We start from the raw sequence: 26,767 nt of genomic DNA on the forward strand, positions 1-26,767 counted from the left end.
TATTTTCTAATTATTGGTAAATTATACTCTGCCACACAACTCGGGTATTATACAAATGCGGTTAGAATTAGAGATATGGCTTCTCAATCGATTGTCGCTGCAGTCCAGCGCGTCACATACCCAGTATTGAGTAGTACACAAGAAGATGAGAAAAGACTAAAGTCAGTGTTTAGAAACATGATAAAGACAACAGGCTTTGTTAATTTTCCTTTAATGATAGGGGGAGCAGTTGTAGCAACTCCTCTTTTTCAATTACTTTTCGGTGAAAAATGGCTCCCTTCTGTATTCTATTTTCAACTGTTATGTATAGCTGGCATGTTATATCCTATTCACGCTTTAAATCTCAATATTTTAAAAGTAAAAGGTAGATCCGATTTGTTCCTATTATTAGAAATCATCAAAAAGATTGTCGTAACAATATTGATTGCTTTGTCATTATTTTTTAACTTAGGAATAATAGGATTGATCTGTGCAGCAGTAATAAGTTCATTTATATCTCTATTCATTAATATGTTTTATTCAGCTAAGGAAATTTCCTATTCTTCAAAAGAACAAATTAGAGATCTTATGCCAATATTTTTAGTCTCATTTTTAATGGGTGGTATTGTATATTTCAGCGGCTTCCTCTTACAGTTTGGGGTTTTTATGAATCTAATATCTCAAATTTTTTTCGGAATTGTGTTGTACGTGACCTTAAGTAAAATTTTAAAAGTGCAAGAGCTTAATATATTAATAGAAATAATACTACCTTTTATAAGAAAAATTAAAATGATTGGGTGGAAGTTGTGAAGAAGATTATGTTCCTTGGGGGATCAATTCAACAATTACCAGCAATACAATACGCTAAAAAACAAGGTTATTACACAGTTTTATGTGATTACTTACAAGACAATCCAGGACAATTTTATTCTGATGAATTCCATTGTGTGAGTACAACGGATAAAGATGCTATCTTGAAAATCTCAATGCAAGAAAGTATTGAAGGAATTGTAGCTTATGCCTCCGATCCTGCTGCAGCAACTGCAGCATTTGTTAGTAACAAGTTAAATTTGCCATCCAATTCGTACGAATCAGTATTAGTGCTATCTAAAAAGGACTTATTTCGAAACTTTTTGATCAACAATGGTTTTAATTGCCCGAAAGCAAAAAGCTTTAATACTGTTGATGAAGCAAAGAAAAGTCTAAGTGATTTTCAATTTCCTCTAATAGTTAAGCCAACTGACTCTTCAGGGAGTAAGGGGGTTTCTCGTATTGATATCAATGATGAACTTGATTATGCATTTGATTTTGCCATTTCTAATTCAATAAATAAAACGGTAATCATCGAAGAGTTTATTGAGATGGTACATGAGTATATGATTGGTGGTGACATTTTTGTTATTAATGGAAAAATTGAGTTTTTTGGGTTACTAAATTGTCATAGAAATAATGAGATTAATCCCTTGGTACCTATAGGTAAAAGTCACCCATTATTAATAGAAGAAGAAAAGTTAGATTTAGTCCGTAAAGAATTACAAAAAGTTATAAGTCTTCTGGAAATTAAAGTGGGAGCATTGAATATTGAAGTAATGTTTAGTAAGGATGGCAAACTTTATATTATAGAAATGGGGCCAAGAAACGGAGGGAATATGATTCCACAACTGTTGGAAATAATAACGGGTGTTAATTTAGTCAAAGCTACTGTTGAAGCAGCTTTGGGTAATAATAAAGACATAAACGTTGGTTATTCTCCTCAAACAAATTCCTATTTCTCAACTTATATCTTACATTCTTCTAAAAAGGGAATATTAAAAAATATTATTTTTACAAATGAAATTCAAAGAAATATTATCAATAAGTTTATCTTTAAAGAGTTAAATGAGGAAGTTGATATATTTGACAGCTCAAATAAAGCAATTGGAATTATTTTTCTAGAATATAGCAGTTTAGAAGAATTAAATCAAAAAATGAAAAATATGAATCAATATATTGAGGTACAGGTGATGGATTAAAAATTATGCTTATTAAAAATAATAATAAAAAGGAAGTCATAGATGATAAAAGGAGACCCAATTTATATTACTAGGCCATTGCTTCCAGATTTACAAAGTGTAAATAAAAGGTTGAATGAAGTGTGGGAAAGTAAATGGTTAACCAATAATGGACCACAACAATCCAAGTTAGAAGAAGAATTAAAACAGTATCTGAATGTAGAAAATTTATCTTTATTTAATAACGGTACATTAGCATTACTCTTAGGTTTAAGAGCTTTAAAGCTTACAGGAGAAGTCATAACTACACCATTTACTTTTCCTGCTACTGTTCAAGCGCTCGACTGGAATAATCTTACCCCTGTATTTTGTGATATTGACCCCAATACTCTTACTTTAGATGCCGCAAAAATCGAACCCCTCATTACTGAAAAAACTACCGCAATCCTTGGCGTTCACACATTCGGGAATGCATGTGATGTTGAACAAATTCAAGAAATCGCAAATAAATATAAATTGAAAGTTATTTATGATGGAGCCCATACTTTTGGAACAAAAGTTGATAGTCAACCGATAGGCAATTTTGGAGATATGACGATGTTCAGCTTCCATGCAACCAAACTATTTAATACGGTAGAAGGCGGAGCACTTACATTTAAAGAGGGAGCTTTAAGTGAAAAATTAAACCTTCTAAAGAATTTTGGAATAGCAAATCCGGATGAAGTTGTATTGTCCGGTTTAAATGCAAAGTTGAATGAAATTCAATCAGTTATCGGACTTGAAGTGTTGAAATTGGTTGAATCTGAACGTCAAAAAAGACATGAAATAAAAAGAACATACGAACAGAACTTAAAAGATATACCTGGGATTAACGTACTGACAAAATTAGAAGGCAATAGTAGTAGTTATCAGTATTTTGTTATTCAAATTGACGAAGAAAAGTATGGGAATTCCAGAGATTGGCTTCACGAGAAATTAAAAGAATATAAAGTGTTTACAAGAAAGTATTTCTATCCTCTATGTAGCGATTTTCAATGGTACGATCATTTGGAATCTGCTCGAAAAGAAAACCTTACACAAGCACATAAAGCAGTCACACAAGTATTGGCAATGCCGTATTATGGAGAATTACAAATAGAATCAGTGGAGAAAATCTGTAAGGTGATTCGAGAAAGCAGATGAAAGGAATCATCTTAGCAGGAGGATCAGGATCTCGATTATATCCTTTAACAAAAGCGATTTCTAAGCAAATGTTGCCGGTATTTGATAAACCAATGATTTATTATCCGCTCTCCATATTAATGCTTGCAGGAATAAGAGAGATATTAATTATTTCAACCCCAAGAGATATAGTGATGTTCGAAGAATTATTAGGTGACGGCAGTAAAATAGGGATGAAATTGCAATATGCAATTCAAGAAAATCCTAGTGGTCTTGCGGAGGCTTTTATTATCGGTGAAGAGTTTATAGGTCAATCATCGGTAGCTTTAGTTCTAGGGGACAACATCTTTTATGGATCCAATTTTGGTAACAAAGTACAGGAAGCAGCAAATTTATCAAAAGGTGCGCTCATATTTGGTTGTTATGTGAAGGATCCTAGAGCATATGGTGTCGTTGAAGTTGACGAATATGACAATGCTTTATCAATAGAAGAAAAGCCTATTAACCCAAAATCCTCTTATGCAGTACCGGGACTATATTTTTTTGATAATGAAGTTATAAAAATAGCTAAAAAAGTAAAACCTTCCGCGCGAGGAGAGGTTGAAATCACTTCTATTATCGATGAATATCTTCAAAAAGGCGAACTAAAAGTGAAGATTATGGGTAGGGGATTAGCATGGTTAGATACCGGTACCCATGAGTCACTATTAGAAGCGTCCAATTTTGTTGAAGCTATTCAAAATCGTCAAGGATTGTTTGTTTCTTGTATTGAAGAAATTGCATATCGACGAAAGTATATATCGAAGCAACAGTTGCTACAACTTGCCGAACCATTAATGAAGACAAATTACGGAAAGTATTTAGTTGACGTTGCTAATTCCAATAGGACATAAAGGAGTTCAAGATGAATATTTTAGTTACGGGTGGAGCAGGTTTCATCGGATCTAATTTTGTAAGACATATGCTTTCAAAGTATGATTACAAAATTATTAATCTTGATTTATTAACATACGCCGGAAATCTTATCAATCTAAAAGGTGTCCAACATACTGATCGATACCATTTTGTAAAAGGAGATATTCGTAATAGGGAGCTGTTGAATGAGCTATTTCAGGAATTTGATATTCATGTCGTCATTAATTTTGCAGCTGAATCACATGTGGACCGAAGCATTGATGATCCCGAAATATTCTTAAATACAAATGTGTTAGGTACTCAAGCTTTGCTTGATACGGCTAAACAGCATTGGAAGGTCAATCAAAAAGATAAGTATTGCACGAAATACAAAGAGAAAGTCAAATTCATTCAAATATCCACTGACGAAGTATATGGTGCTTTAGGAAAAGAAGGATATTTTACTGAGAATACAAATATTTCTCCAAATAGCCCTTATTCTGCCTCAAAAGCAGCCGCAGACATGACGGTAAGAGCTTATTATGAAACATTCAAACTACCTGTGGTAATTACGAGATGTTCGAATAATTATGGTCCTTATCAATATCCTGAAAAGCTAATTCCACTTATGATTCAACATGCATTAAATGATATTCCCTTACCGGTTTACGGAGATGGTAAACAAGTGAGGGATTGGTTGCATGTTGAAGACCATTGTATTGCGATCGACACAGTCCTTCATAAAGGGAAAATCGGTGAGGTTTACAACATAGGCGGTAACAATGAGAAAGAAAATATTGAAATCGTAAAAATAATTCTTAAGCATTTGAATAAAAAAGAGGACCTAATTGAATACGTTAATGATCGATTAGGACACGACCGAAGATACGCAATCGATAACTCCAAGATTAAACAGAAGTTGGAATGGTCTCCCTCATATTCTTTCGAACGAGGAATCGAAATGACGATTCATTGGTATTTAGAGAATAAAGATTGGATGAATTTTATTGATTCTCATAACAACAAGAAAGTATAAGAACATCTAACTAATGACACGGGGTTTGATGGTTCACAATTCAAAAAAAATATGTATGAATATCAAAAATATAACTGAGGTGTTATTAATGAAGAAGGTTATGTTCCTTGGAGGATCTACTCAGCAAATAGCAGCAATTCAATATGCCAAAGACCAAGGATATTACACAGTATTATGTGATTATTTAAGAGATAATCCAGGACAATTTTATTCTGATGAATACCATTGTGTAAGTACAACAGATAAAGAAGCAATCTTGGAAGTTGCAACACAAATGAACATTAATGGAATTGTAGCCTATTCCTCAGAACCTGCAGCAGCTACTGCCGCATATGTAGGTAACAAGTTAAATTTGCCATCAAATCCATACGAATCAGTTTTGATATTGTCTAATAAGAATTTATTCAGAGATTTTTTAATGAAACACGGTTTTAATTGTCCAAAAGCGAAAAGTTATAAATTGAAAGAAGAAGCAAGGGAAAACCTTAGTGAATTTCAATTTCCGATTATGGTAAAGCCAGTTGACTCATCTGGGAGTAGAGGGGTTACTCGAGTAGTCTCTTTAGAAGAATTTGATAGCGCATTTGATTATTCTCTTTCAATGTCAAAACAAAAAATGGTCATTATTGAAGAGTATGTTGAGATGGCACATGAGTGTATGATTGGCGGAGATTTAATTGTAGTAAATGGTAATATTGAGTATTTCGGTTTTCTAAATGGATATAGAGATATAGAGAATAATTCATTTGTCCCTACAGGCAATAGTTATCCAGTTTTTATGGAAGAAGAGAAACTAAAAATAGTCCGTAATGAGTTACAAAAGGTAATAGAACTTTTGAAAATAAAAATGGGTGTCTTAAATATCGAAGTTTTGTTCGATAAAAACGGAAAACCTTTTATAGTAGAAATAGCTGCAAGGAATGGTGGGAATATGATTTCTCAACTATTAGAAATGGGAACTGGAGTGGATTTAGTAAGAACCACAGTTGAAGCAGCTTTAAATAACAATGAGATTAAGATAACAGATACTCTAACAAAACAATATTATTCCACTTATTATTTGCATACTTTTGAAAAAGGAAAATTAAAAGACATAATATTTAAGGAAGAAATTCAAGGAAATATTATTCATAAAGTAATCAACAAAAAATATGGTGATGGATTAGATGTGTTTGAAGGATTAAATAAAACGATCGGTATTATTTTCTTGAAATTTAATTCTTCTGAAGAACTAAAATCTAAAATGAAAAATATAAAGCAATACATTGATATTCAAATGATAGATGATAGTGTAGAAAATATAATTATTTCCAAAAAACAATTTGGAGAATCCTTTTATTTGTTTGACTTGGAAAAATTGAGAGAGAATTATTTGAATATGTTTTCTGCATTTAGTAGTAAATATAAAAAAGTTATCATTGGTTATTCATATAAAACAAATTATTTGCCTACATTATTAAAAGAAGTTTCTAATTTAGGAGCTTACGCAGAAGTTGTATCCAGAATGGAGTATGACTTAGCTCTCAAAATAGGAGTAGATCCAAGAAAGATTATTTTTAACGGCCCACTGAAATCGTACGATGATATATCTATGGCATTAGAAGAAGGAAGTATAATTAATCTTGATTCTTTCTATGAGATTGAGATATTAAAAGAATATATTCTTAAGAATAATAGCCAACATTATAAAGTTGGGTTAAGGGTAAATTTTGATTTAACTATTGATGGAATGAGTCCACTTCAAGGTGGATTTAATCAAAGTCGATTTGGTTTTTGTGTTGAAAATGGAAATTTAGAAAGAGCATTAAATGAATTGAATAAAATAGGTAACATAGATGTTGTTGGTCTTCACGGACATTTTTCTACTCAAATAAGGAGCTTAAAAGTATTTGAGAAAATAACGCAAAAATTATGCGATCTTTCAAAAAAATACATTGCAAACACGCTTGAATATCTTGATATTGGTGGCGGCTTTTATGGTGATGTACCAAAAATAATGAAAATAAACAACGTCCCATCATTCGATGATTATGCAAAAACGATCAGTTCAATTATTAATAAAGAAAAAGATAACTTTAAAAATGAACCATATTTAATAATAGAGCCAGGATTATCGTTAGTGGTGGATACGTTTAAATTTTATAGTCAAGTAATTGACGTGAAAAAAAATCGAGATGAATACTTTGTCCTTGTAAATGGAAGTGTTCATAATATTAAACCTAGTATTAGCAAAAAAAACACGCCTATGGATCTTGTGAAAACAAATTTTGATGATTATAAGATAGAAAGGTTCAATGTAGTTGGTTATACATGTATGGAGAAAGATTACTTATTAATTGATCATGTTGGAGAAATACCTAAAGTTGGAGATTTTCTAATTTTCAGCAATGTAGGAGCATACACAATTGTTCTTAATCCACCTTTCATTAAAGAAAGGCCACCAATTATCGCCAAAGTGGGGAGTGAGTTTAAGTTAGTTAGGAAGAGAGAAAAGTTAGATGATTTTATAAATAGCAATATTTATATTTTTAACTAGTTTTTAATTTTTGCTTCGTTTCCATCAAATAAAGTGAGGGATAATGGATGAAAATTGTTCAACTAATCACACATATGAATGAAATTGGTGGGGCCCAAGTACATGTACGAGATTTGTCCAAACAACTTGCACTAGAAGGGCATTCCGTGACGATTATTTATGGTGGGTATGAAAAAGTTGCGAATGATTTATTAGTAGATACTATTACTTATAATCATAGCAAATTTTTAATCCGAAAAATTAATGTTGTAAAAGACTTCCTTGCTTTCTTAGAAATTAGGAAAAAATTAAAGCTTATAAAACCAGATATTGTAGCAATTCACTCTTCTAAAGCTGGAATTATCGGTAGAATTGCCTGTTGGTCACTTCGAATTCCCTCCGTATTTACAGCCCATGGGTGGGCGTTTACAGATGGAGTTGAGAAGAAAAAGCAACGCTTATATTTAAGGATCGAGAAGTGGGTAGGAAAATTATCGAAGCAAGTTATTACTGTCTGTGATCAAGATCGAAACTTAGCGCTTCGTCATCAAGTGCTGCCATCCGAAAAAATAATTACTGTTCACAATGGTGTAATGGATTCAAAGAATACACCATCAGAAAAAGGGAACAGAGAGGTCGTAAAAATTTTGATGGTTGCTCGGTTTGAAAAACCAAAACAACAATTAGAGCTTTTAGAGGCACTCTTGCATATTAAGAATCTAAAATGGCAAATGATTTTTGTGGGAGATGGGAGTTTAAAACGAGCATCTGCACAATTTGTACAAGAAAACTATTTAGGTCATAAAGTCACTTTTCTAGGGAGTCATTCGAATGTTGCTAAGCAATTATGTGATGCGGATCTATTCGTGCTTACTTCTACTTGGGAAGGATTACCATTAAGTATTTTAGAAGCAATGGTACACGGACTTCCCATTATCGCATCCAATGTTGGAGGGGTAAAAGAAGCCGTCAGAGATACAGAAAATGGATTTTTAATTCGCAATAACTTATCTGAACTTCTTTCCAAATTAATAGAAAATGAATTACTTCGAAAAAATATGGGAGAAAAGAGTAGAGAAATATATGAAGCAAGTTTTACTTTTGAAAAAATGTATGAAAAAACAATATCTACGTATTGCAATCTACTTAAATTGGGGGAAAATGGTTGAAAGTATTAGTTACTGGAGCGGCGGGGTTTATTGGTTCTTATGTTGTACGAGCATTAGTACAAAAGAAAATTTCAGTGATTGCATTAGATAATTTATCTACAGGCAACGAAGGTAATTTGGTTGAAAATGTTCCATTTTACAAGATGGATATTACAAGTAGTGAGTTAGAAGCGGTTTTTCGAATTGAAAGTCCAGAATATGTTATTCATTTAGCTGCTCAATCATCTGTATTAAATTCAATGGTTAATCCGATGGAAGACTGCCATGCAAATTTGGTTGGCACTCTTAATATTCTTCGATTATGTAAACAATTTGAAGTGAAAAAATGTATTTTTGCATCTACTGCAGCAGTTTATGGAAATCCAAGTATCCTACCAGTGACAGAGGAGAGTAAGCTTGCTACGCTTTCTTTTTATGCATTATCGAAGCTTTCAGCAGAAAAATATGTTCAGTTATATGAAAACTTATTTGGTTTAAAAAGCTGTATATTACGTTTCTCAAATGTGTATGGTCCTATGCAAGCAAGTGGAGTAGTAACGAGTATTCTCAATCGTCTTTTAGAGGGGGAAGATCCTGTTATATTTGATGGCAACCAAACGAGAGATTTTATATATGTGAAAGATGTTGCTGAGGCTTGCATACAATCATTAATCTCTGATAATACAGGGGTTTTTAATATTAGTTCTTCTACAGAAATATCCATTCAAAAAGTGTATGAAGAATTATCGGAACTTACTGGAGTTAAGACGAATCCAATTTACGAATCGTTACGAGATGGAGAGATAGAAAGAAGCGTCCTTTCGAATAAAAAAGCGAAAACCAATCTTGCATGGAGGCCAACGTATAGTTTTGCGGAAGGACTAAAAGAAACCATTCAATATTACTCTTATTTAAAAAAACCTAACTAGAACGGATGATTAATTGGAGCTCATTCTTATTAAATCGTATAAACATTTGAGTGTCTATGAGAAAGAATGGTCGGCTATTTTAGAAGCAAATCAAAATACGAACCCATTTATAGAATATGAATTTGTTTATAATTGGTGGCAGTTTTTAGGTGAAAATGAAGAAATAGAAATATATGCAGTAAAAGAGAATAACCGAATAATAGCATTTTTTCCGTTTCAATCGGAAAAAACTTGGTTTGGTTATATGCTTCATTTTCTAGCTCTAGGTGATGCTAATTATATGGATATAATTGCAAAAAAAAGAGACGTTGATCGGGTCATTATGTATGTTTTTGATGCAATAATTAAAAAGAAGAAGAGTGTAGTTTTTTATTTACATGGGTTATTAGAAAGCGTAGATACACCATTTCAACTATCCAATTATTTGAAAGCTAGAAATATGAAAGAGCAATATTATCGAATTGTAACGCCTTATATTGATTTACAAAAACTTTCCTATGAAGAATATATGAAATCGCGTCAAAAGTTGCATGGTTTAGATAGAAGGGAAAAAAGATTACGGTTACTTGGAGAAGTTCGTCTGCAAATCTCTCCAGCAATACAGATGGACCAAATATTTAAAGTGCATCAAAAAAGATGGAAAAAGAAAAATGATACAAGCGGTTTTTCAAGTGATAGAAAAAAAGCTTTCTTTCAATATTTAGCAGAACAGAATCATGGGAAATTAAGTGTCCAACTTACAACATTAACATTGGAAAATAAAATTATTTCTTTTACGTACGGTTTTTCTTGCCGAGGAAGATACTTGGGATATGTTTTAGGACATGATTCCGACTTTGATATCTATGGGCCTGGTAGGATTCTAGTTAAAGAGAAGATTAAAAGAAATATAGATGATGGATTTCATAAATTAGATATGAGCATAGGATATGAACCTTATAAATTTGAGTGGAATACAGATCTCGATTACACAAGAAAAACAATTTTTTCTACAAATACTTTTAGAGCTAAAACCTTTCGAAATTTTTTATGGGGAAAAGAAGCGATTATTTCTAAGCTAAGAAAATATTATTCGCTTGTGATTTTTAGAAGAAATTATATTGGTAAATTGAAGTATTATATACGCAATAAGGAAAAATTCAACTTTAGAAAAGTTATTTGGAAAAAAAAGTTACTACCTTACTTATATGAGCGAAAACAATATGTTATTGCTAAACTAGATGTAAATGAAATAAATATGAAAAGTCACTTTGAAAAAGTAACACCTGAAACAGCTCTCAATATGAAGAATAATCGAAAAGAAATATTGCAAAGAATTTATAACGGTTATAAAGGTTACTACTCTACAGATCCGAATAAAGCATTTTGGGTCAATGAAAATGTAATACGCATAGACGATATTGAGGTGGTTTCAAGCCTCAAGAAAAGAAGCGTTTATATTAGAGGCTGGGAGAATGAACACTTAGAAAATATCATTTCATTTGTCCAAGCAAACTACCATCCTAAACATATATTTGTGCATGTAAACAAGCGTGATAAAAAAAGTGTTAGAACAATGAAAAAATTTGGATTTATATTAACGGAGAGGCTTACTTATTCAAGAATATTTGGAAATAAAAAAGTAATAAAAGAAGAAGTAATATAAAAGAGAAGGTGCCTTATATAATAATTTTAGAAAGAAAGTTTCTAAATATTAAAATGAATACGTATTATTTTTTGAAAGAGCAAATTTTAACTGAAAAATTAATGGATATAGTAGGTTTCACTCATTCATTAGTCCATAAAAAAAACCTACAGAAATTTGAAACGGTTCATATTGATTTAACGAAGAGTGAAGAAGAATTATTTCAGAAATTACATCGAACGAATAGAAAACAAATTAATAAAGCTTCACTGCATGACTTTCGTATATTAGTGATTGATAAGCCAACGATTGCTGATGTTCGTGCTTTTCAGAAGTTTTATAATCATTCTGCAAAATTTACAAACACATACTCTTGTAATTCCTTTCATGTTAATACAATGAGTAAGTTAAAAGACAAGAATGCTCTTGTTATTACTCAGCTTTTAAATGAAGAAAATGAAGTCTTATGTTACCGAGTATATATTTCAGATGGCGACACGGTTTTTTCTCTATATTCGGCTTCGTATTTTCGATTGAAGGAAAAAAAGGAAGAGAAAAGACTATTAAGTGTGGCTAGTCGATATTTACTTTGGCGTAATATTTTATATTTCAAAGGTTTAAAGCATACAATTTACGATATGGGTGGACTTACAGCGAATGAAAACATTCGTAGCTTTAAGATGGAATTTGGTGGGGAGATCACCCAAGTATACTCTGGTTATGAAGCAAATTCATTAGTAGGTAAGCTGGTCTTATGGTTAAGAACGATTAAGATGAGGAAAGGATGACATACTGGGAGCACTTGTTATTTCACTTGATTTTGAATTGAACTGGGGAGTACATGATGTTTTTACTCTTGCGGAATATGGTGAAAATATACTTGGGGCTAGACTAGCTATCCCTCGGATTCTACAGCTTTTTTTAAAGTATGATATTCATGCAACTTGGGCAATCGTGGGTATGTTATATTGCAAAAACAAAAAGGAACTGTTAGACAGGTTAGAGCAGTTAAATATTACTTATGTAAATGAGTCATTTTCTCCCAAAAATAATCTCCCTAACGTAGGAGAAAATGAAACTCAAGATCCCTATCATTTTGGTTCATCACTTATTAATATTATTAAAACAATTCCAAATCAAGAAATCGGCACTCATACTTTTTCTCATTATTATTGTTTGGAAGATGGTCAACGTATGGAACAATTTGAAGCTGATCTTAAAGAAGTTGTTAGTCTCAATCAAAATACTACATCCTTAGTGTTTCCACGAAATCAAACGAATATGGATTATTTGAAGATGAGTAAAAAATATGGAATTACTGCTTTTAGGGGTACTGAGGATAGTTGGATCTATAGACCGTATACAAGTAAAACAAATACAAAAATAAAACGAATCCTTCGGTTAGTTGATGCCTATGTGAATTTGACAGGCCACCATACATATTCATTTGGAGATATACAAACAAAACCACTGATAAATATTAAATCCAGTAGGTTTTTAAGGCCATATAGTAAACGATTTAAAGTTGTAGAGGGATTACGTTTGCGGCGTATCAAAAATGGATTGACCAAAGCAGCCAAGTCTAATGAAATATATCATTTATGGTGGCATCCACATAATTTTGGAATAAATACCGAAGAAAATTTACTGTTTCTTGAAGAAATCTTAAAGCATGTGGAGTATTTAAATACCAAATATAATTTTCAGAGTATGCATATGCGAGATGTTGTGGATGTTATGAAAATTATTTCATAAAAAAACGAAGGGTAATTAAATCCCTTCGTTTTATTTTATTTTACTCCACACTTCCTGTCTAATTGTACAATCCCAGCATTATCATTTGGTTTTCCTGTAACTAAATCTTTTAGTATCTGTGAACCAAGCATGCTATAAACCGTCCCATTTCCTCCGTATCCAAGTAAGTAATAATGTTTTGCTTTTGTGGGATGTTCACCGATGAAAGGAAGATTATCGATAGATTCTCCGAAGCTTGCTGCATATGCAAAGTCAATTTCAATATTGTATTGAAGAAACAGTTCTTTGGCCTTTACCAATAAATTCTCCGCACGTTGTTGAATTAATTCCTGAGAATAGGGAGCATCTGGTTGATCTTCATCTAATCCACCGACAATTAATCTGTTCTCGACCGTCGACCGTACGTATAAGTATGGTCGTTTTGTTTCCCAGATAAGTGCCTGTTTGTACCAATTGTCGAAGTTGTTGATTGGATTACTTACAAATACATAGGAACGATTTATGTTTGCGCCAATGCGTTTTCCAATTGGAACTGTTTCGTATCCAGTAGTGAATATAATGTTATTCGCTAAGATGGATTGTTCTGAAGTTCTAATATCTAACTGACCATCCGTTTCATAGACATCTTCTACCTCTACGTAAGGAAATAAATGTACACCCATTTCCTCTAATCTTTGTAGTAACCCTTGTACAAATTTAAATGGGTTTATTTCTGCATCTTCCAACGTTACTAATGCTCCAGGTTTAGAGAAAGCTAACTTCTCTCGCATTTCATTTGGTCCAAAATAATCACTTGGAAAACCATATTTCTGTAAAGTTGTATACTCCGCTTTTATTTTTTCTACATCATTTTCATCACTAGCAAAGCAAATGCTTGGACGACGAATGAAATCACAATCTATATGTAATTCATTTACTATTTTTTCAAGTTCGTCTACTGCTTGATAACAAAGTTTATAAAATTGCACTGCATCTTGCTCGCCAATTTGTTCAATTAGTTCATGGAGCATTACATCATTTGAATATTGCAGTAGCCCTGTGTTTGCACTTGTGCTTCCAGTTCCAAATTTTCTTTTATCGAGTATAGCAACTGAAAGTCCTGCCTCTACCATTGCTAAAGCTGTTAAACTACCTGACATACCTCCACCAACAATGACCACATCATAAAGTTCCAGTTTGTCAAAATTAGCACTAGGTTCAAATGGTTCTGTTGTAGATGGCCAATAAAGTGATCCATTATGTATTTTCATGTGAGAACCCCCAAATATTGATATCCATTCTAATACCCATAGTTTCGAAGATTCAATCACAAACATGTTATACTTAAAGTAATCTACTATAAAGGGTGTTTGACATGACAGAAGATAAACCACATGTATTAGTAATAGATGGCATGGCCTTGCTGTTTAGGTCTTTTTTTGCAACGGCAATGTCAGGTAATTTCTTTAAAAATTCTAAAGGCATTCCTACCAATGCAGTCCAAGGCTTTACAAGACATGTATTAGCTGCACAAAATTTAATGCAACCAACCCATCTTGCTATTTGCTGGGATAAAGGTATGCAAACTTTTCGTAATGAGCTATATGATGGGTATAAAGCGAACCGTCCAAAGCCAGCAGAAGAATTAATACCACAATTTGATATGGCACAGGATTTGTCTGCACATTTAGGATGGATGAACTTTGGTATAGTTGGGATGGAGGCAGACGATACGATTGCTTCTATTACACATAAATGGCAAGATGAAGCTCGATTTACGATTGTAAGTGGAGATAAGGATTTACTTCAGCTTCTTCATCCTTCTACGGAGATTGCGTTTACGAAAAAGGGATTTACGATTTATGATGTTTATAGTGAAGCTCGCTTTTTAGAAGAATACGGTATTTCACCGCTTCTTTTTCCTGATGTAAAAGCATTCATGGGAGATTCTAGCGATGGTTATGCTGGAGTGAAGGGGATTGGTCCTAAAACGGCATTACAATTGGTTCAAACATATGGGACTGTGGATAAAATTCTCGAGTCTCTTCATTTATTAAAAGCAGGGCATCGAACTAAAATAGAAACAGATTTGGAAATGCTTCAACTATCTAAAGAATTGGCAACAATTCGACGTGACGTTCCAATAGAAGCAGAACTAGATCAGCTGTTTGTACAAACTATTTCAGACTCAAAATTCGATTACTTATATGATAATGGATATACTATTTTAGCAAGACAACTCCAAAACCAACTTTAGGATTTTGGAGTTACTTGTACAAAAGTTAAAATAGGTGCATCATCCGAAAAGCGTATTTTACGGATTTGACTTGCTCGATGGCGACCTCCATTATCATGAATTATTAAAAATAATTCATCCTCTATCAATTCGTACCCAATAAGAGGTACCCAGTGATAAGCAAATGTAAATTTTCTTTTCCACTGAAATGAAAAGTATTTATCAAATTTTAGAGCAACAGGGCGTCCCTTTTTTAACTCTTCTAAAGCAGTTTGAAGTGTGCACTTTTCCACCTTCCAATTGGGTCCAAGTAGTTTACGTAAATTACGTACAAAACGATGTGTAAACAATCCGATACGAGTGCCACCCAATCTTTCATAAAGCTCGTTCGGTTGATAAGGACATACATTTGGAAAAAGATAGTTTAATAGAACATATGCTGTGACAGGTCCACAAGCGGAAGCCTGAAAGTTTGTTTGGATGGACGAATCATATTGGGAATGCCCTTGTACAGGCAATTGTATTTTCATATGGAACCTCCAAATTGCAAAATGGAATAAATAAAAGTTCTTCCATTAAAAAGGAAGAGCTCTTCATACTGTAGACACACTCGAATTTAATTTTTATAGTATAGATCGGTTTTCCGAAGCTTACCACTCGCTTTCCGCGGGCGAGCGCCGAGCCGCTTGGGCCAACAGGATGTTGTTCATGCAATCGTTGCCGCAGGACGCGGCGAACTTAGATTGCCATCCTCTATCACGCTCCTGCAGGGTCTCGTCTGTCTCGCTTTTCCCGCAGGAGTCGAGCGGACGCTCCTCCAAACCAATATAATGATTCCTTATTATTTCTAAACACTCAGGAATAATAACCTTGAGGAAATAGAAAATGATGACAAGAAATCAAAAAAATGAAGCAGATCTATTTGCAACAGCCTTTTGTCTTCAATCGAAAAGTTCTTCCTTTAAATAGGAAGAGCTTTTTTATTTACTTTAATCATCCCGATCTCTAATTGCAACAGAAACAGTATATAAGAAAAGTATTGTTAAAATAATTTGACTATTTTATAATAAAACCGACTGAGTAGTTTATTTATATTTAAAGGGGGTAAAGGTTTGATTCGACGTATAATAACGAAGGATTTTGAGGGTGCAGCTAATCTTGTCGCACTTGCATATCCAGGCATGCATATACAAACGCAAGAGAGTAAACAGGCATTTATGGACCGTTTAAAAAAAGAAGATGAGGAACTAAATGGTATTCAATATTTTGGCTATTTTAATGAAGTAGAAGAACTTATTGGGTTATATCGCTTAAATGAATTTGAATGCAATATAAATGGTAAATTTCAACGAATATTTGGTATAGGGATGGTTGCTGTTCATCTGCTTCATAAGAAAGAGAAAATCGCTTTTAAGCTGCTTTCTCATTTCCATGATCATGCAAAGCAGGAAAATGTATCACTCGTATCACTTTATCCCTTTAATCCTAGTTTTTATCGGAAGATGGGCTACGGATATGGCCCAATGAAGTTTGAATTTAAGATTGAACCACATGGGGTTGTTAGTGACGGGGAAAAAGGACTTGTACAATTTTTATCTCCGAACGATGAAGAAGCAATCGTATCATTATATAATGACTACGCTCAAAAGCATCATGGGATGATTAAAAGAACATGGAATGAGCGGCAACGAATAAGAAATGCAGTGACCAACTATGTAGGTGTTAAAGAAAAGGAACAACTAATTGGTGCATTAGCATTCTCGTTAGAACCAGTAAAGGATAGTCACTTCTTACATCAACAGTTAATCGTACATGAATGGATTTGGTCCAATCCAAGTGCATATAAGCAATTAGCTGCTTGGTTGCAATCTCAACAAGATCAAGTGGCTCGTATAGTTTTTCGTACGAATGATCCGTCCTTTTTGTATGCACTTACCAATCCTTTAAACGGTTCCAATCATTTAATACCTAGTGCAAACCATGAAGTTGCAACAACTGGATCAGGATTGATGTATCGGGTTTGTAATATTATTTCATTTGTTCATACGACAAATTTTCATAATCTTAAAAGACCGGAAGAGTTTACTAGAATATTAATAAAGTTGGAAGATTCTTTTGTAAAAGAACAGAATGGGTTATATGAAGTCGTTTATAATGGAGACTTTTGGAATGCCATCAAGCTAGAAAATTCGAATGAAAAAGCAAACATTTCGATTGGTATTCATGATTTAAGCTCTTGGTGGATGGGATGTGTTTCGATTGAAGCGCTTCAAAATTATGGGGAAGTTACTTTATATAATGTAGAGGCAAAAATACTAGATGAGTGGTTTTCATCTAGAATTAGCCCAATTTGCTTTACTTCGTTTTAAAAAGGAAGTGTTCACTTTGACACCAAAAGTATCGGAAGAATACAAGGAAGAGAAGAAAAAGGAAATAATTCAGGCTGCAGCAACTGTTTTTGGTGAAAATGGTTTTTACTCTACGACGATGGATGATTTAGTGAAAGCTTCTGGGATGAGTAAAGGTGCAATTTATCATTACTTCAAAAGTAAGGAGGAAGTATACGATCATATGCTTCAACAGCAGGTAGAACAGACTATTTCTGTTTTAGCAGATAAGTTCTCACATGTTCATTCCTCCATAGAAAAGATGGAGATGCTCTTCGATTTATACACATCCAACGAGTGGTTGAAAGAACCAAAATTAAATAGTGTAAGAAACCAATTAGAGCACTGGATTGCTGGAAGTAGAGAAGTAGAACGAATGAAATACGAGAGACATAGTGAAATTTTTTATGACCTTATCCGTACTATTTTAATAGAAGGTCAAAATAGCGGAGAGGTTTCAAGAGAACTCAATGCATTACACGCGGCTAAACTATTTTGGAGTATGATTGATGGCATGCTTTTACATGCATCAGTCTTACCTTCCTTTTCTTATTTGCAAATTGTGAGTACGTCAAAAGAGATGTATATAGCATTTCTACAAAGGGGAGCTTAGAATGATTACGTTTAAAACAATGGAAAATTTATCTTTTAAGCAAGCGCATGAACTTTTTATTAATGGATTTGAAGGTTATTTTATACCGATGAAGATGTCACTTGATGATTTTGTGATCCGTATGGGAAATGAAGGTCTCTCTCCAGAACTATCCATTGTAATGTACGATGCAGATCAACCAATAGGTTTTGTATTACAGGGGATAAGAGAGGTAGATGGTCAAAAAATAGCATGGAATGGTGGAACAGGAATCATTCCTTCATATAGAGGGAAAAAACATGGGACTGTTCTGATGGAAAAAGCGCTTGATTTACTAAAACAACAAAATGTGTCTGTAGCTACTTTAGAAGCGTTGTCTGTAAATAAACCTGCGATAAAGTTGTATGAAAATGTCGGCTATGAAGTAATCGACACACTACACTTTTTGGAATCAGAAGGCGAGCTTCCTTATAAGGAAGATTTAGTGAATGAATTTACTATTAAACGAATTCCTGCATTACAAGCCGCACACGGTCATATTTTTCCTACGCGAGTACCATGGCAGGTGGATCCTTCCATAACTCCTAAAATAGGGGGAGAGGCTGTCATTGCAACAAAAAATGGTGAAATATATGCAGCTTGCCTTATAAGAAAAAAACAACAATATGGATCTGAACCAGAAGGTGTTACATTATTTCAAACGGTTATGAAAAAAGAAAGTGAGGAAGGGGAGCGAGCACTCCACTTAGTATTGCAGGAGGGGCTTGACTTTAAACAACCACTTAAAAGAACAACTTATAATTTATTGGATATGAATCATAAGACGATTTCTTTCTTACAAAAGAATGGGTTCAAAAATACAGAGATATCACAAGTTTTTATGGTTAAAAATATTATATAAGCAAAAACAGCAGCTATAATTTCTATAGTTGCTGTTTTACTTCACTTCATAAATAGAAGCTATTGTTTGGTTTGTTTCGCTTAAGAGTCGATTCAAGGCTACGCGGAAGCTTTTATATGTTTCGATTTCCACATGAATGCTTGCGTGAACTATTTCTCGAATGAATCTAGGATTGAAGCCTACATAAATGGCACGAACACCCATAAGTCGTAGAGAACTATTTAACCGAGAAATCGAAATTGCAAGGTCATTGTAGTCAAATGATTCCACATCTTCTAATCTAACTCCTGTGAAATCAAAAACAACATTTTCAATGTCTCTATTTTCTCCAATATACATGAGGGTTTGTGTTTCAATATTAACGAAACGTTCCGGAAACATATACCCAACAATTGGTATCATGATCGTTTTAGGAACAATAGATGGAATAATAGGTGTAGACATTGTTTGGATTATTTGTTCGTAATATGCAATTTTATCTTTTAATTGTTGGATTTCTACCTCTTGTGACATACCGACACCTCTACTTTTTTCCATTATACGAATAACGATGGGATTAATCAAATTAATACAGAAAAAAGGATAGTTAAATAGAAATGTATTAATTTTTCTAAGAATAACAACTAAACATTAAAAAGCCCTTAGGAGTTAGAACTCGAAAGGGCTAAATGTTTATTAGTTTTGTGCATCTAAAAATTCAGTTACTTGCTCAGGAGATTTTGCATTTGCACTATGTAAGTGTGCTTTTTTCTCTCCATTTTGATAAATAAGTAGACTTGGAATACCCATTACTTCATATTTTTCAGCAATTTCAGGAAGTTCGTCTCGGTTCACTTCATACCAAGTATATTGATTGTACTTTTCCACGATTGGGTCTATGAACATTTCCATACGACGGCAATCAGGGCACCAACCAGCTTCGAATTTTACTAGTACTTCATTGTCTCCAGAAATAATTTCATTGAATTGTTCTGCTGTTGTAATTTTATTCATAATATATACCTCCGACGAGTTTTTTGTCTTCTTAAAGGGCAATAGGCTCTTTAAAATTAGCGTCATACACTTTTCTTAAATAGTGTACACTGTTTCGGAATGACTAGAAAGAAAATTGCTCTAAACACATCATTTTATTATTGCGAAAATTTAAATATTGTTCTAAACTAATAGATATAGAAATTGCTTCTATTTTTTTTATCTATAAAATGAATGAGCATTCATTCAAGACGAAGGGGAGGCTTTGCACGTGACATATCAAATCAAAAAGGCTGCTGTTTTAGGTTCGGGGGTAATGGGATCTGGAATAGCTGCTCACCTAGCCAATATTGGCGTTCCTACATTATTATTAGATATCGTTCCGAACGAAGTAAATAAAGAGGAAGAAGCAAAAGGATGGTCTTTGGAGCATCCTGCAGTTCGGAATCGTTTTGCTCAAACAGCATTACAAAAACTTTTAAAACAAAAACCAGCTCCACTTACTTCTACAAAAAACCTACAGTTAATAACTGCTGGCAACTTAGAAGATGATTTAGAAAAATTAAAAGATGTTGACTGGATTATTGAAGTAGTTGTTGAAAATTTAGAAGTGAAAAAGAACTTATATGAAAAAATAGATGCAGTACGCAAAACGGGAACAATCGTTAGTTCCAACACTTCAGGTATAAGCATAAATGCGATGGTTGATGGGCGTTCGGAAGATTTTGGAAAACATTTCTTAGGAACACATTTTTTCAATCCGCCTCGCTATTTAAAATTATTAGAAGTAATTCCAGCAAAAACTACGGATACAGAAGTAGTGGATTTCATGAAGCAATTTGGCGAAGACATTCTAGGTAAAGGAGTCGTTTTAGCTAAAGACACTCCTAACTTTATTGCAAATCGAATTGGAACATACGGATTACTTGTTTCACTACGGGAGATGCAAGCACGTGGATATTCTGTCGGAGAAGTAGATTCAGTAACTGGTCCTCTGATTGGTCGTCCAAAATCCGCCACTTTCCGTACACTGGACGTTGTTGGACTTGATACGTTTGCACATGTTGCTAAAAATGTATATGACCAAACAACAGGAGAAGAACAAAAGGTATTTGAAATACCAGTATTTATGCAAAAAATGCTTGAAAATAAATGGCTTGGGGCTAAAACAGGTCAAGGTTTCTTCTTAAAAGAAGGAAAAGAAATTAAAGAGTTAAACCCAGAGACACTTGAATATGAAGCGATGAAAAAGCTAAAAACTCCTTCAATGGAAATGGCGAAGCAACAAAAAGGCTTAGCGGCAAAAGTGAAAACGTTAACATATGCAAAAGACCGTACTGGGGAGCTTTTATGGAGTATCTTAAGTCCAACACTTATATACTCTGCTCAGCTACATGGGGAAATTGCAGACGATATCGTATCGATTGACGATGCGATGAAATGGGGATTCGGCTGGCAGCAAGGACCTTTTGAAATATGGGATGCAATAGGTGTGAAGGATTCCGTTGAGAAAATGAAAGCAGAAGGTCATGACATTCCTTCATTCGTTCAATCTTTATTAGACAAAGGTTTGGAATCCTTCTATAAAGAAGACAATGGCGATCTATTCTACTTCGATGGAACAGAATACAAAGCAGTTCCTTTAAGTGATAAGGTGATTAATCTTAAAAGCTATAAGAAAAAACATGGTGTGATCAAGTCGAATTCAGGAGCTAGCTTAATAGACTTAGGAGACGGAATTGCTCTACTTGAATTTCACTCAAAATCCAATTCAATCGGCTTAGATATTCTTCAAATGATAAACTTTGCAATAGATGAAGTAGAGAAAAACTTCAAAGGGCTTGTAATAGGTAACCAAGGTAAAAACTTCAGTGTAGGTGCAAACCTTGGAATGATTCTTATGGAAGCACAGGACGATAATATTTTTGAATTGGACTTCGTTGTTCGTCAATTCCAAAACGCGATGATGAAAATCAAATACTCTACAAAGCCAGTTGTAGTTGCTCCATTTGGAATGACACTTGGCGGAGGTGCGGAAGCTACTTTACCAGCGGCACATATTCAAGCATCTTCTGAAACTTATATGGGTCTTGTAGAAGCTGGAGTAGGATTAATCCCTGGAGGTGGGGGCAACAAAGAGCTTTACCTTAAACACTTAAGAGGTGTTCCTAATGGTGTTCAAATTGATTACCTAAATGTTGCTAGCAAGGTGTTTGAAACGATTGCAATGGCGAAAGTATCGACTTCTGGGGAAGAAGCTCGTGAAAACAACTTCTTGAGTTTTGCAGATGGGATTAGTGTTAACCCTGATCATTTAATCTACGATGCGAAGCAAGCAGCACTAGCGTTGGCAGACGCTGGATATAAAGCCCCAATTAGAGAACAGGTACCTGTTTCAGGTTCTCCTGGATATGCAGCTCTATTATTAGGTGCTGAAGGTATGTTCTTATCCGGATATATCAGTGAGCATGACATGAAAATTGCGAAAAAGCTTGCATACGTCATCGCTGGCGGAGAGGTTCCATACGGTACTTTAGTGGATGAGCAATATCTATTGAACTTAGAGCGTGAAGCTTTCTTAAGTTTAGTTGCAGATCCAAAATCTCAAGCAAGAATGCAACATATGTTAGTGAAAGGCAAACCATTACGCAACTAGACTGCGTTAGGTAAAAGGAGGAGAACTCATGCGTGAAGCAGTTATCGTAGCAGGTGCAAGAACACCCGTCGGAAAAGCGAAAAAAGGGTCATTAGCAACTGTTCGTCCAGATGATTTTGGAGCTTTAGTTGTGAAGGAAACATTGAATAGAGCAGGCGGATATGATGGTCCAATAGATGATTTAATTTTAGGCTGTGCAATGCCTGAAGCAGAGCAAGGAATGAATGTTGCAAGAAATATTGGTGCACTAGCAGGTCTTCCAGATACAACGCCGGCTATTACAGTAAATCGGTTCTGTTCGTCTGGTTTACAATCCATTGCTTATGCAGCAGAACGTATCATGCTAGGTCACTCTGAAGCAATTATTGCCGGAGGGGTAGAGTCAATGAGTATGGTTCCAATGATGGGAAATACGATTCGTCCAAATGCACGTTTAGCAGAAACAGCTCCACAATATTATATGGGAATGGGCCACACTGCTGAGCAAGTAGCAAACAAATATGGTGTGAGTCGTGAAGATCAAGATGCTTTTGCAGTTCGTTCACATGAACGTGCAGCAGCTGCAATTGCAACTGGTAAATTTAATGATGATATCGTTCCTGTCGAAGTAGTTAAGCATTATATTGATGAAAACAATAAAGCTCAAGTGAAGAAGTTTTTATTTGAAATGGATGAAGGTGTTAGAGAAGGAACAACGGTTGAAACCCTTGCAAAATTACGTCCAGCATTTAATGTTCGTGGTTCTGTGACAGCAGGAAATGCTTCTCAAACATCTGATGGTGCAGGTGCAGTTCTAGTTATGGACCGTGAAGTGGCAGAAGCACAAGGATTAAAACCTCTTGCGAAATTCCGTTCATTCGCTGTTGGCGGTGTTCCACCAGAAGTAATGGGAATCGGACCAATTGTAGCAGTGCCAAAAGCATTAAAGCTAGCAGGTTTATCTGTGGAGGATATTGATATTTGGGAAATTAATGAAGCATTTGCTTCTCAATCTCTTCAAGTAGTTCGTCATCTAGGAATCGACGTAGATAAAGTGAATGTGAATGGTGGAGCAATTGCACTCGGACATCCGCTTGGGGCTACTGGTACAATTTTGACTTTAAAAATGATGAGTGAACTAAGACGTCAAGGAAAGCAGTTCGGAGTCGTTACGATGTGTATCGGTGGGGGAATGGGAGCAGCTGGAGTATTTGAACTTTTATAAGCTATCAACTTATCAAACAAAAGGGGAGATTTAACATGACAGAAGTTAAAGATGTGATTAAAGGCGGAGGCTTTTTAGTAGAAGATTTAGAGGCAAGTCGAGTATTTACACCAGAGGACTTTACCGATGAACAAAAAATGATTGCAAAAACAGCTGAAGAATATGTAAAAAATCAAGTGTTACCAGTTGTAGAGAATCTTGAACACCATGAATTCGAGCATTCTGTACGATTATTGAAAGAAGCAGGTGATTTAGGGTTACTTGCTGCTGATATTCCAGAAGAATATGGCGGATTAGGATTAGATAAGATTTCTTCTGCATTAATTGCAGAAAAGATTTCGGTTGCAGGTGGTTTCTCCATCACCCACGGAGCACATGTTGGAATTGGGACATTACCAATCGTTTTATTTGGTAATGAAGAGCAAAAGCAAAAGTATCTACCAAACTCTGCATCTGGAGACAAAATCTCCGCTTATGCACTGACTGAGCCAGGTTCAGGTTCTGATGCTTTAGGAGCAAAAACTACTGCAAAATTGAATGCAGAAGGAACTCACTATATTTTAAATGGTGAAAAACAATGGATCACGAATGCTGGTTTTGCAGATGTATTTGTTGTTTATGCGAAAGTGGATGGAGATAAATTCACAGCATTTATCGTAGAAAAAACTTTCCCAGGCGTTTCAGTGGGAGCAGAAGAAAAGAAAATGGGTATTAAATCTTCGTCTACTCGTACTCTTATTTTACAAGATGCAGAGGTGCCTGTAGAAAACTTATTAGGTGAAATCGGACGCGGGCATGTAATTGCTTTCAATATTTTAAATATCGGTCGTTACAAATTAGGGGTAGGTACAGTTGGTGGATCTAAACGTGCTTTAGAGCTTGCAATTTCTTATTCCAATCAACGTCAGCAATTCAAAACACCTATTTCTTCCTTTAATTTAACAAAGCAAAAACTTGCTACAATGGCTTCTAAGTTGTATGCAACAGAAAGCTTGATATACAGAACTGTTGGTTACTTTGAAGAACGTATGGGGCAATTAAGTGAAGCAGAACAAAAAGATGGGAAAGCGATTGCTGCTTCTATCGCGGAATATGCCATCGAATGTTCTATTAATAAAGTAGTAGGTTCAGAAGTTCTCGATTATATCGTTGATGAAGCTGTTCAGTTACATGGTGGATATGGCTTTATGCAAGAATACGAAGTAGAGCGTATTTATCGTGACTCTCGTATTAACCGTATTTTCGAGGGTACAAATGAAATTAACCGACTAATCGTTCCTGGTACATTTTTGAAGAAAGCGATGAAAGGTGAGCTTCCGCTACTTCAAAAAGCACAAAGTTTACAAGAAGAGTTACTCATGATGATGCCAGAAGAAGTGAGTGACGCGCCACTAGCACAAGAAAAAGTATTGGTAGCAAATGCGAAGAAAATTGGTTTACTAGCTGCAGGTCTTGCTGCTCAACGCTTTGGTACAAAACTTGAAGCAGAGCAAGAAGTGTTAGTTAATATTGCAAACATTGCTAACAACATATTTGCAATGGAATCAGCGGTACTTCGTACGGAAAAAGCAATCGACCGTGGTGGAGTAGAAAAAGCAAATCAAAAATTACTTTATACACAAATCTTCTGCCAAGAAGCATTTGATGAAATCGAAAAAGCAGCAAAAGAAACACTAATTGCATCTGTTGAGGGAGATAACTTACGAATGATGATATCTGCACTTCGTAAACTAACTCGCTATACTCCGTATAATGTGATTGCGAAGAAACGTGAAGCTTCTGTTAAGTTAATTGAGGCTGAAAAATTTGTTGTTTAATTAAATGAAAGAGCCAAGCATAAAAAATCGGCTCAGATTGAATATAAGGCAGTTGGAATAGCTTATTCCAACTGCCTTTGTCTATTATTTAGGGGGGTAGATCAGATTTTCCGAAGCTTACCGCTCGCTTTCCGCGGGCGAGCGACAAGCCGCTTCGTCGCTACGCTCCTGCAGGGTCTCGTCTGTCTCGCTTTCCCGCAGGAGTCGAGCGGACGCTTCTCCAAACCCTATATCCGCAGGGGTCATCAGGATGTGCGCCTTACACGCCGCATGAGCGCGAAGAATGAGACTCCGCATAAGGATGTGGGAGTGAGTGAAACGAACGACTCATCCTGCGGTGGCTCATGCGTAGCGTGCGGCAAGCGCACGTCCGAGTGGTTGGCATTTCACTTGATGAACAGGTTTTTCTGTTTAGTTGGAAATACTGAAGCTTTAGTTGGAATAAACATTCGTTTAGTTGGAAAAATGCTAACATTAGTTGTAAAACTGGATTCTTTTCGTTACACAAGAACATTGCTTTTGTGCAATAGTATTGTATATGATAAGAAGAAAAAGGTGATTTTAATGACGATTCAATTTTTTGGTTATCCCAAATGTAGCACGTGTAGAAAGGCAAGTAAGTGGCTGAAAGATCATCAAGTGGAATTTGAGGATAATCATATAGTGGAAAACCCACCATCAAAAGAAATGATAAAAGAGATATTAGTAAATACAAATACAGATATAAAGAAGCTCTTTAATACAAGTGGTACTAAATATCGAGAAATGCAATTGAAGGACAAGCTTCCAAATATGACAGAAAAAGAACAAATCGAAACGCTCGTTTCAGATGGAATGCTTATTAAGCGACCAATTGTATATGATGGAGAGCATTTGACGCTAGGTTTTAAAGAAGAAGAGTTTGAACATATTTGGAAAAGCATATAAAGTTGCTTGTTTTTACAATTGAAATGTGTGAATATTATAGAGGAATGTATATTTTTTTGAGAGG

At 34.7% G+C, this 26,767-nt stretch carries 23 protein-coding genes; 19 read left to right on the top strand and 4 right to left on the bottom strand.

Features of this window, described 5'->3' with window-relative positions; translation table 11 throughout:
- The 11 genes from AN959_RS17655 to AN959_RS17710 all read left to right on the top strand — a co-directional run.
- A partial coding sequence (locus AN959_RS17655; protein ID WP_156350828.1) for an oligosaccharide flippase family protein occupies positions 1-789 on the top strand: 789 nt, incomplete at its 5' end.
- A complete protein-coding gene (locus AN959_RS17660; protein ID WP_056832719.1) occupies positions 786-1,991 on the top strand; it encodes an acetyl-CoA carboxylase biotin carboxylase subunit family protein in 1,206 nt (401 codons plus the stop codon). The genes AN959_RS17655 and AN959_RS17660, both read left to right, overlap by 4 nt.
- A gap of 42 nt (positions 1,992-2,033) precedes the next feature.
- Complete coding sequence (locus AN959_RS17665) at positions 2,034-3,152, top strand: DegT/DnrJ/EryC1/StrS aminotransferase family protein (RefSeq protein ID WP_056832721.1); 1,119 nt, start codon at positions 2,034-2,036, stop codon at positions 3,150-3,152.
- Positions 3,149-4,024 (top strand): glucose-1-phosphate thymidylyltransferase RfbA, encoded by an 876-nt coding sequence (gene rfbA, locus AN959_RS17670; RefSeq protein WP_056832723.1) that lies wholly within the window; start codon positions 3,149-3,151, stop codon positions 4,022-4,024. Before AN959_RS17665 ends, rfbA begins: the two co-directional genes overlap by 4 nt.
- An 11-nt stretch (positions 4,025-4,035) precedes the next feature.
- Complete coding sequence (rfbB, locus tag AN959_RS17675) at positions 4,036-5,061, top strand: dTDP-glucose 4,6-dehydratase (protein ID WP_056832725.1); 1,026 nt, start codon at positions 4,036-4,038, stop codon at positions 5,059-5,061.
- Between the two features lie 88 nt (positions 5,062-5,149).
- On the top strand, positions 5,150-7,597 hold the full coding sequence (locus AN959_RS21810) for an ATP-grasp domain-containing protein (RefSeq protein WP_253278943.1): 2,448 nt from the start codon (positions 5,150-5,152) through the stop codon (positions 7,595-7,597).
- A 47-nt stretch (positions 7,598-7,644) separates the two neighbouring features.
- On the top strand, positions 7,645-8,745 hold the full coding sequence (locus AN959_RS17690) for a glycosyltransferase family 4 protein (RefSeq protein ID WP_056832727.1): 1,101 nt from the start codon (positions 7,645-7,647) through the stop codon (positions 8,743-8,745).
- Positions 8,742-9,653 carry an NAD-dependent epimerase/dehydratase family protein gene (locus AN959_RS17695; RefSeq protein ID WP_056832728.1) on the top strand — a complete coding sequence of 304 codons (912 nt, stop codon included), beginning with the start codon at positions 8,742-8,744 and terminating at the stop codon, positions 9,651-9,653. The genes AN959_RS17690 and AN959_RS17695 overlap by 4 nt, the downstream gene beginning before the upstream one ends.
- 13 nt (positions 9,654-9,666) lie before the next feature.
- A complete protein-coding gene (locus AN959_RS17700; RefSeq protein ID WP_056832730.1) occupies positions 9,667-11,298 on the top strand; it encodes a GNAT family N-acetyltransferase in 1,632 nt (543 codons plus the stop codon).
- 8 nt (positions 11,299-11,306) lie between these two features.
- Positions 11,307-12,065, top strand: coding sequence for a hypothetical protein (locus AN959_RS17705; RefSeq protein ID WP_056832732.1), 759 nt, complete (start codon positions 11,307-11,309; stop codon positions 12,063-12,065).
- A 37-nt stretch (positions 12,066-12,102) separates the two neighbouring features.
- Positions 12,103-13,032, top strand: a complete 930-nt coding sequence (locus AN959_RS17710; RefSeq protein ID WP_216598648.1) for a polysaccharide deacetylase family protein — start codon at positions 12,103-12,105, stop codon at positions 13,030-13,032.
- A gap of 35 nt (positions 13,033-13,067) precedes the next feature.
- On the opposite strand, the gene AN959_RS17715 is transcribed toward AN959_RS17710, so the two are convergent.
- A complete protein-coding gene (locus tag AN959_RS17715) occupies positions 13,068-14,282 on the bottom strand; it encodes an FAD-binding oxidoreductase (protein ID WP_056832736.1) in 1,215 nt (404 codons plus the stop codon).
- 104 nt (positions 14,283-14,386) lie between these two features.
- Between AN959_RS17715 and AN959_RS17720 the strand changes: the two genes are divergently transcribed.
- On the top strand, positions 14,387-15,268 hold the full coding sequence (locus AN959_RS17720) for a 5'-3' exonuclease (RefSeq protein WP_056832738.1): 882 nt from the start codon (positions 14,387-14,389) through the stop codon (positions 15,266-15,268).
- Here AN959_RS17720 and AN959_RS17725 read toward each other — a convergent pair.
- Positions 15,265-15,777, bottom strand: coding sequence for a C39 family peptidase (locus tag AN959_RS17725; protein ID WP_056832740.1), 513 nt, complete (start codon positions 15,775-15,777; stop codon positions 15,265-15,267). The genes AN959_RS17720 and AN959_RS17725 overlap by 4 nt on opposite strands.
- Before the next feature lie 582 nt (positions 15,778-16,359).
- Between AN959_RS17725 and eis the strand changes: the two genes are divergently transcribed.
- From eis to AN959_RS17740, 3 genes are read left to right on the top strand one after another with little or no spacing between them, the layout of a single operon-like run.
- Positions 16,360-17,616, top strand: a complete 1,257-nt coding sequence (eis, locus tag AN959_RS17730) for an enhanced intracellular survival protein Eis (RefSeq protein ID WP_056832742.1) — start codon at positions 16,360-16,362, stop codon at positions 17,614-17,616.
- A gap of 16 nt (positions 17,617-17,632) precedes the next feature.
- A complete protein-coding gene (locus AN959_RS17735; protein ID WP_172794404.1) occupies positions 17,633-18,247 on the top strand; it encodes a TetR/AcrR family transcriptional regulator in 615 nt (204 codons plus the stop codon).
- Position 18,248: 1 nt separating this feature from the next.
- Positions 18,249-19,127, top strand: a complete 879-nt coding sequence (locus AN959_RS17740) for a GNAT family N-acetyltransferase (protein WP_056832746.1) — start codon at positions 18,249-18,251, stop codon at positions 19,125-19,127.
- 36 nt (positions 19,128-19,163) lie between these two features.
- Here the strand turns inward: AN959_RS17740 and AN959_RS17745 are convergent, their stop codons facing one another.
- Entirely contained in the window at positions 19,164-19,640 is a 477-nt protein-coding gene (locus AN959_RS17745) for a hypothetical protein (RefSeq protein ID WP_056832748.1), read from the bottom strand.
- A 162-nt stretch (positions 19,641-19,802) separates the two neighbouring features.
- On the bottom strand, positions 19,803-20,120 hold the full coding sequence (locus AN959_RS17750; protein ID WP_053588481.1) for a thioredoxin family protein: 318 nt from the start codon (positions 20,118-20,120) through the stop codon (positions 19,803-19,805).
- Between the two features lie 295 nt (positions 20,121-20,415).
- Here AN959_RS17750 and AN959_RS17755 point away from each other — a divergent pair, with 295 nt between their 5' ends.
- The 4 genes from AN959_RS17755 to AN959_RS17770 all read left to right on the top strand — a co-directional run bounded on the left by AN959_RS17755 (position 20,416) and on the right by AN959_RS17770 (position 26,703).
- The gene (locus AN959_RS17755; RefSeq protein ID WP_253278944.1) at positions 20,416-22,755 is read left to right on the top strand and encodes a 3-hydroxyacyl-CoA dehydrogenase/enoyl-CoA hydratase family protein; all 2,340 of its coding nucleotides are present in this window, start codon (positions 20,416-20,418) and stop codon (positions 22,753-22,755) included.
- A gap of 28 nt (positions 22,756-22,783) precedes the next feature.
- On the top strand, positions 22,784-23,959 hold the full coding sequence (locus AN959_RS17760) for an acetyl-CoA C-acetyltransferase (protein ID WP_056832751.1): 1,176 nt from the start codon (positions 22,784-22,786) through the stop codon (positions 23,957-23,959).
- 35 nt (positions 23,960-23,994) lie between these two features.
- The gene (locus AN959_RS17765; RefSeq protein ID WP_056832753.1) at positions 23,995-25,776 is read left to right on the top strand and encodes an acyl-CoA dehydrogenase family protein; all 1,782 of its coding nucleotides are present in this window, start codon (positions 23,995-23,997) and stop codon (positions 25,774-25,776) included.
- 564 nt (positions 25,777-26,340) lie between these two features.
- The gene (locus AN959_RS17770; protein ID WP_053592051.1) at positions 26,341-26,703 is read left to right on the top strand and encodes an arsenate reductase family protein; all 363 of its coding nucleotides are present in this window, start codon (positions 26,341-26,343) and stop codon (positions 26,701-26,703) included.
- The last annotated feature ends 64 nt before the right edge of the window (positions 26,704-26,767 follow it).

The organism is Psychrobacillus sp. FJAT-21963, from assembly GCF_001420585.1.
Classification (GTDB): domain Bacteria; phylum Bacillota; class Bacilli; order Bacillales_A; family Planococcaceae; genus Psychrobacillus.

What these genes read in the sequence shown, in the direction of transcription:
- AN959_RS17740 (WP_056832746.1), top strand. Translation starts at nt 18,249, where the DNA reads ATGATTACGTTTAAAACAATGGAAAATTTATCTTTTAAGCAAGCGCAT.
- AN959_RS17715 (WP_056832736.1), bottom strand. Translation starts at nt 14,282, where the DNA reads ATGAAAATACATAATGGATCACTTTATTGGCCATCTACAACAGAACCA.
- AN959_RS17720 (WP_056832738.1), top strand. Translation starts at nt 14,387, where the DNA reads ATGACAGAAGATAAACCACATGTATTAGTAATAGATGGCATGGCCTTG.
- AN959_RS17755 (WP_253278944.1), top strand. Translation starts at nt 20,416, where the DNA reads ATGGGATCTGGAATAGCTGCTCACCTAGCCAATATTGGCGTTCCTACA.
- AN959_RS17665 (WP_056832721.1), top strand. Translation starts at nt 2,034, where the DNA reads ATGATAAAAGGAGACCCAATTTATATTACTAGGCCATTGCTTCCAGAT.
- AN959_RS17690 (WP_056832727.1), top strand. Translation starts at nt 7,645, where the DNA reads ATGAAAATTGTTCAACTAATCACACATATGAATGAAATTGGTGGGGCC.
- rfbA (WP_056832723.1), top strand. Translation starts at nt 3,149, where the DNA reads ATGAAAGGAATCATCTTAGCAGGAGGATCAGGATCTCGATTATATCCT.
- AN959_RS21810 (WP_253278943.1), top strand. Translation starts at nt 5,150, where the DNA reads ATGAAGAAGGTTATGTTCCTTGGAGGATCTACTCAGCAAATAGCAGCA.
- AN959_RS17750 (WP_053588481.1), bottom strand. Translation starts at nt 20,120, where the DNA reads ATGAATAAAATTACAACAGCAGAACAATTCAATGAAATTATTTCTGGA.
- AN959_RS17765 (WP_056832753.1), top strand. Translation starts at nt 23,995, where the DNA reads ATGACAGAAGTTAAAGATGTGATTAAAGGCGGAGGCTTTTTAGTAGAA.
- AN959_RS17725 (WP_056832740.1), bottom strand. Translation starts at nt 15,777, where the DNA reads ATGAAAATACAATTGCCTGTACAAGGGCATTCCCAATATGATTCGTCC.
- rfbB (WP_056832725.1), top strand. Translation starts at nt 4,036, where the DNA reads ATGAATATTTTAGTTACGGGTGGAGCAGGTTTCATCGGATCTAATTTT.
- AN959_RS17745 (WP_056832748.1), bottom strand. Translation starts at nt 19,640, where the DNA reads ATGTCACAAGAGGTAGAAATCCAACAATTAAAAGATAAAATTGCATAT.
- AN959_RS17760 (WP_056832751.1), top strand. Translation starts at nt 22,784, where the DNA reads ATGCGTGAAGCAGTTATCGTAGCAGGTGCAAGAACACCCGTCGGAAAA.
- AN959_RS17770 (WP_053592051.1), top strand. Translation starts at nt 26,341, where the DNA reads ATGACGATTCAATTTTTTGGTTATCCCAAATGTAGCACGTGTAGAAAG.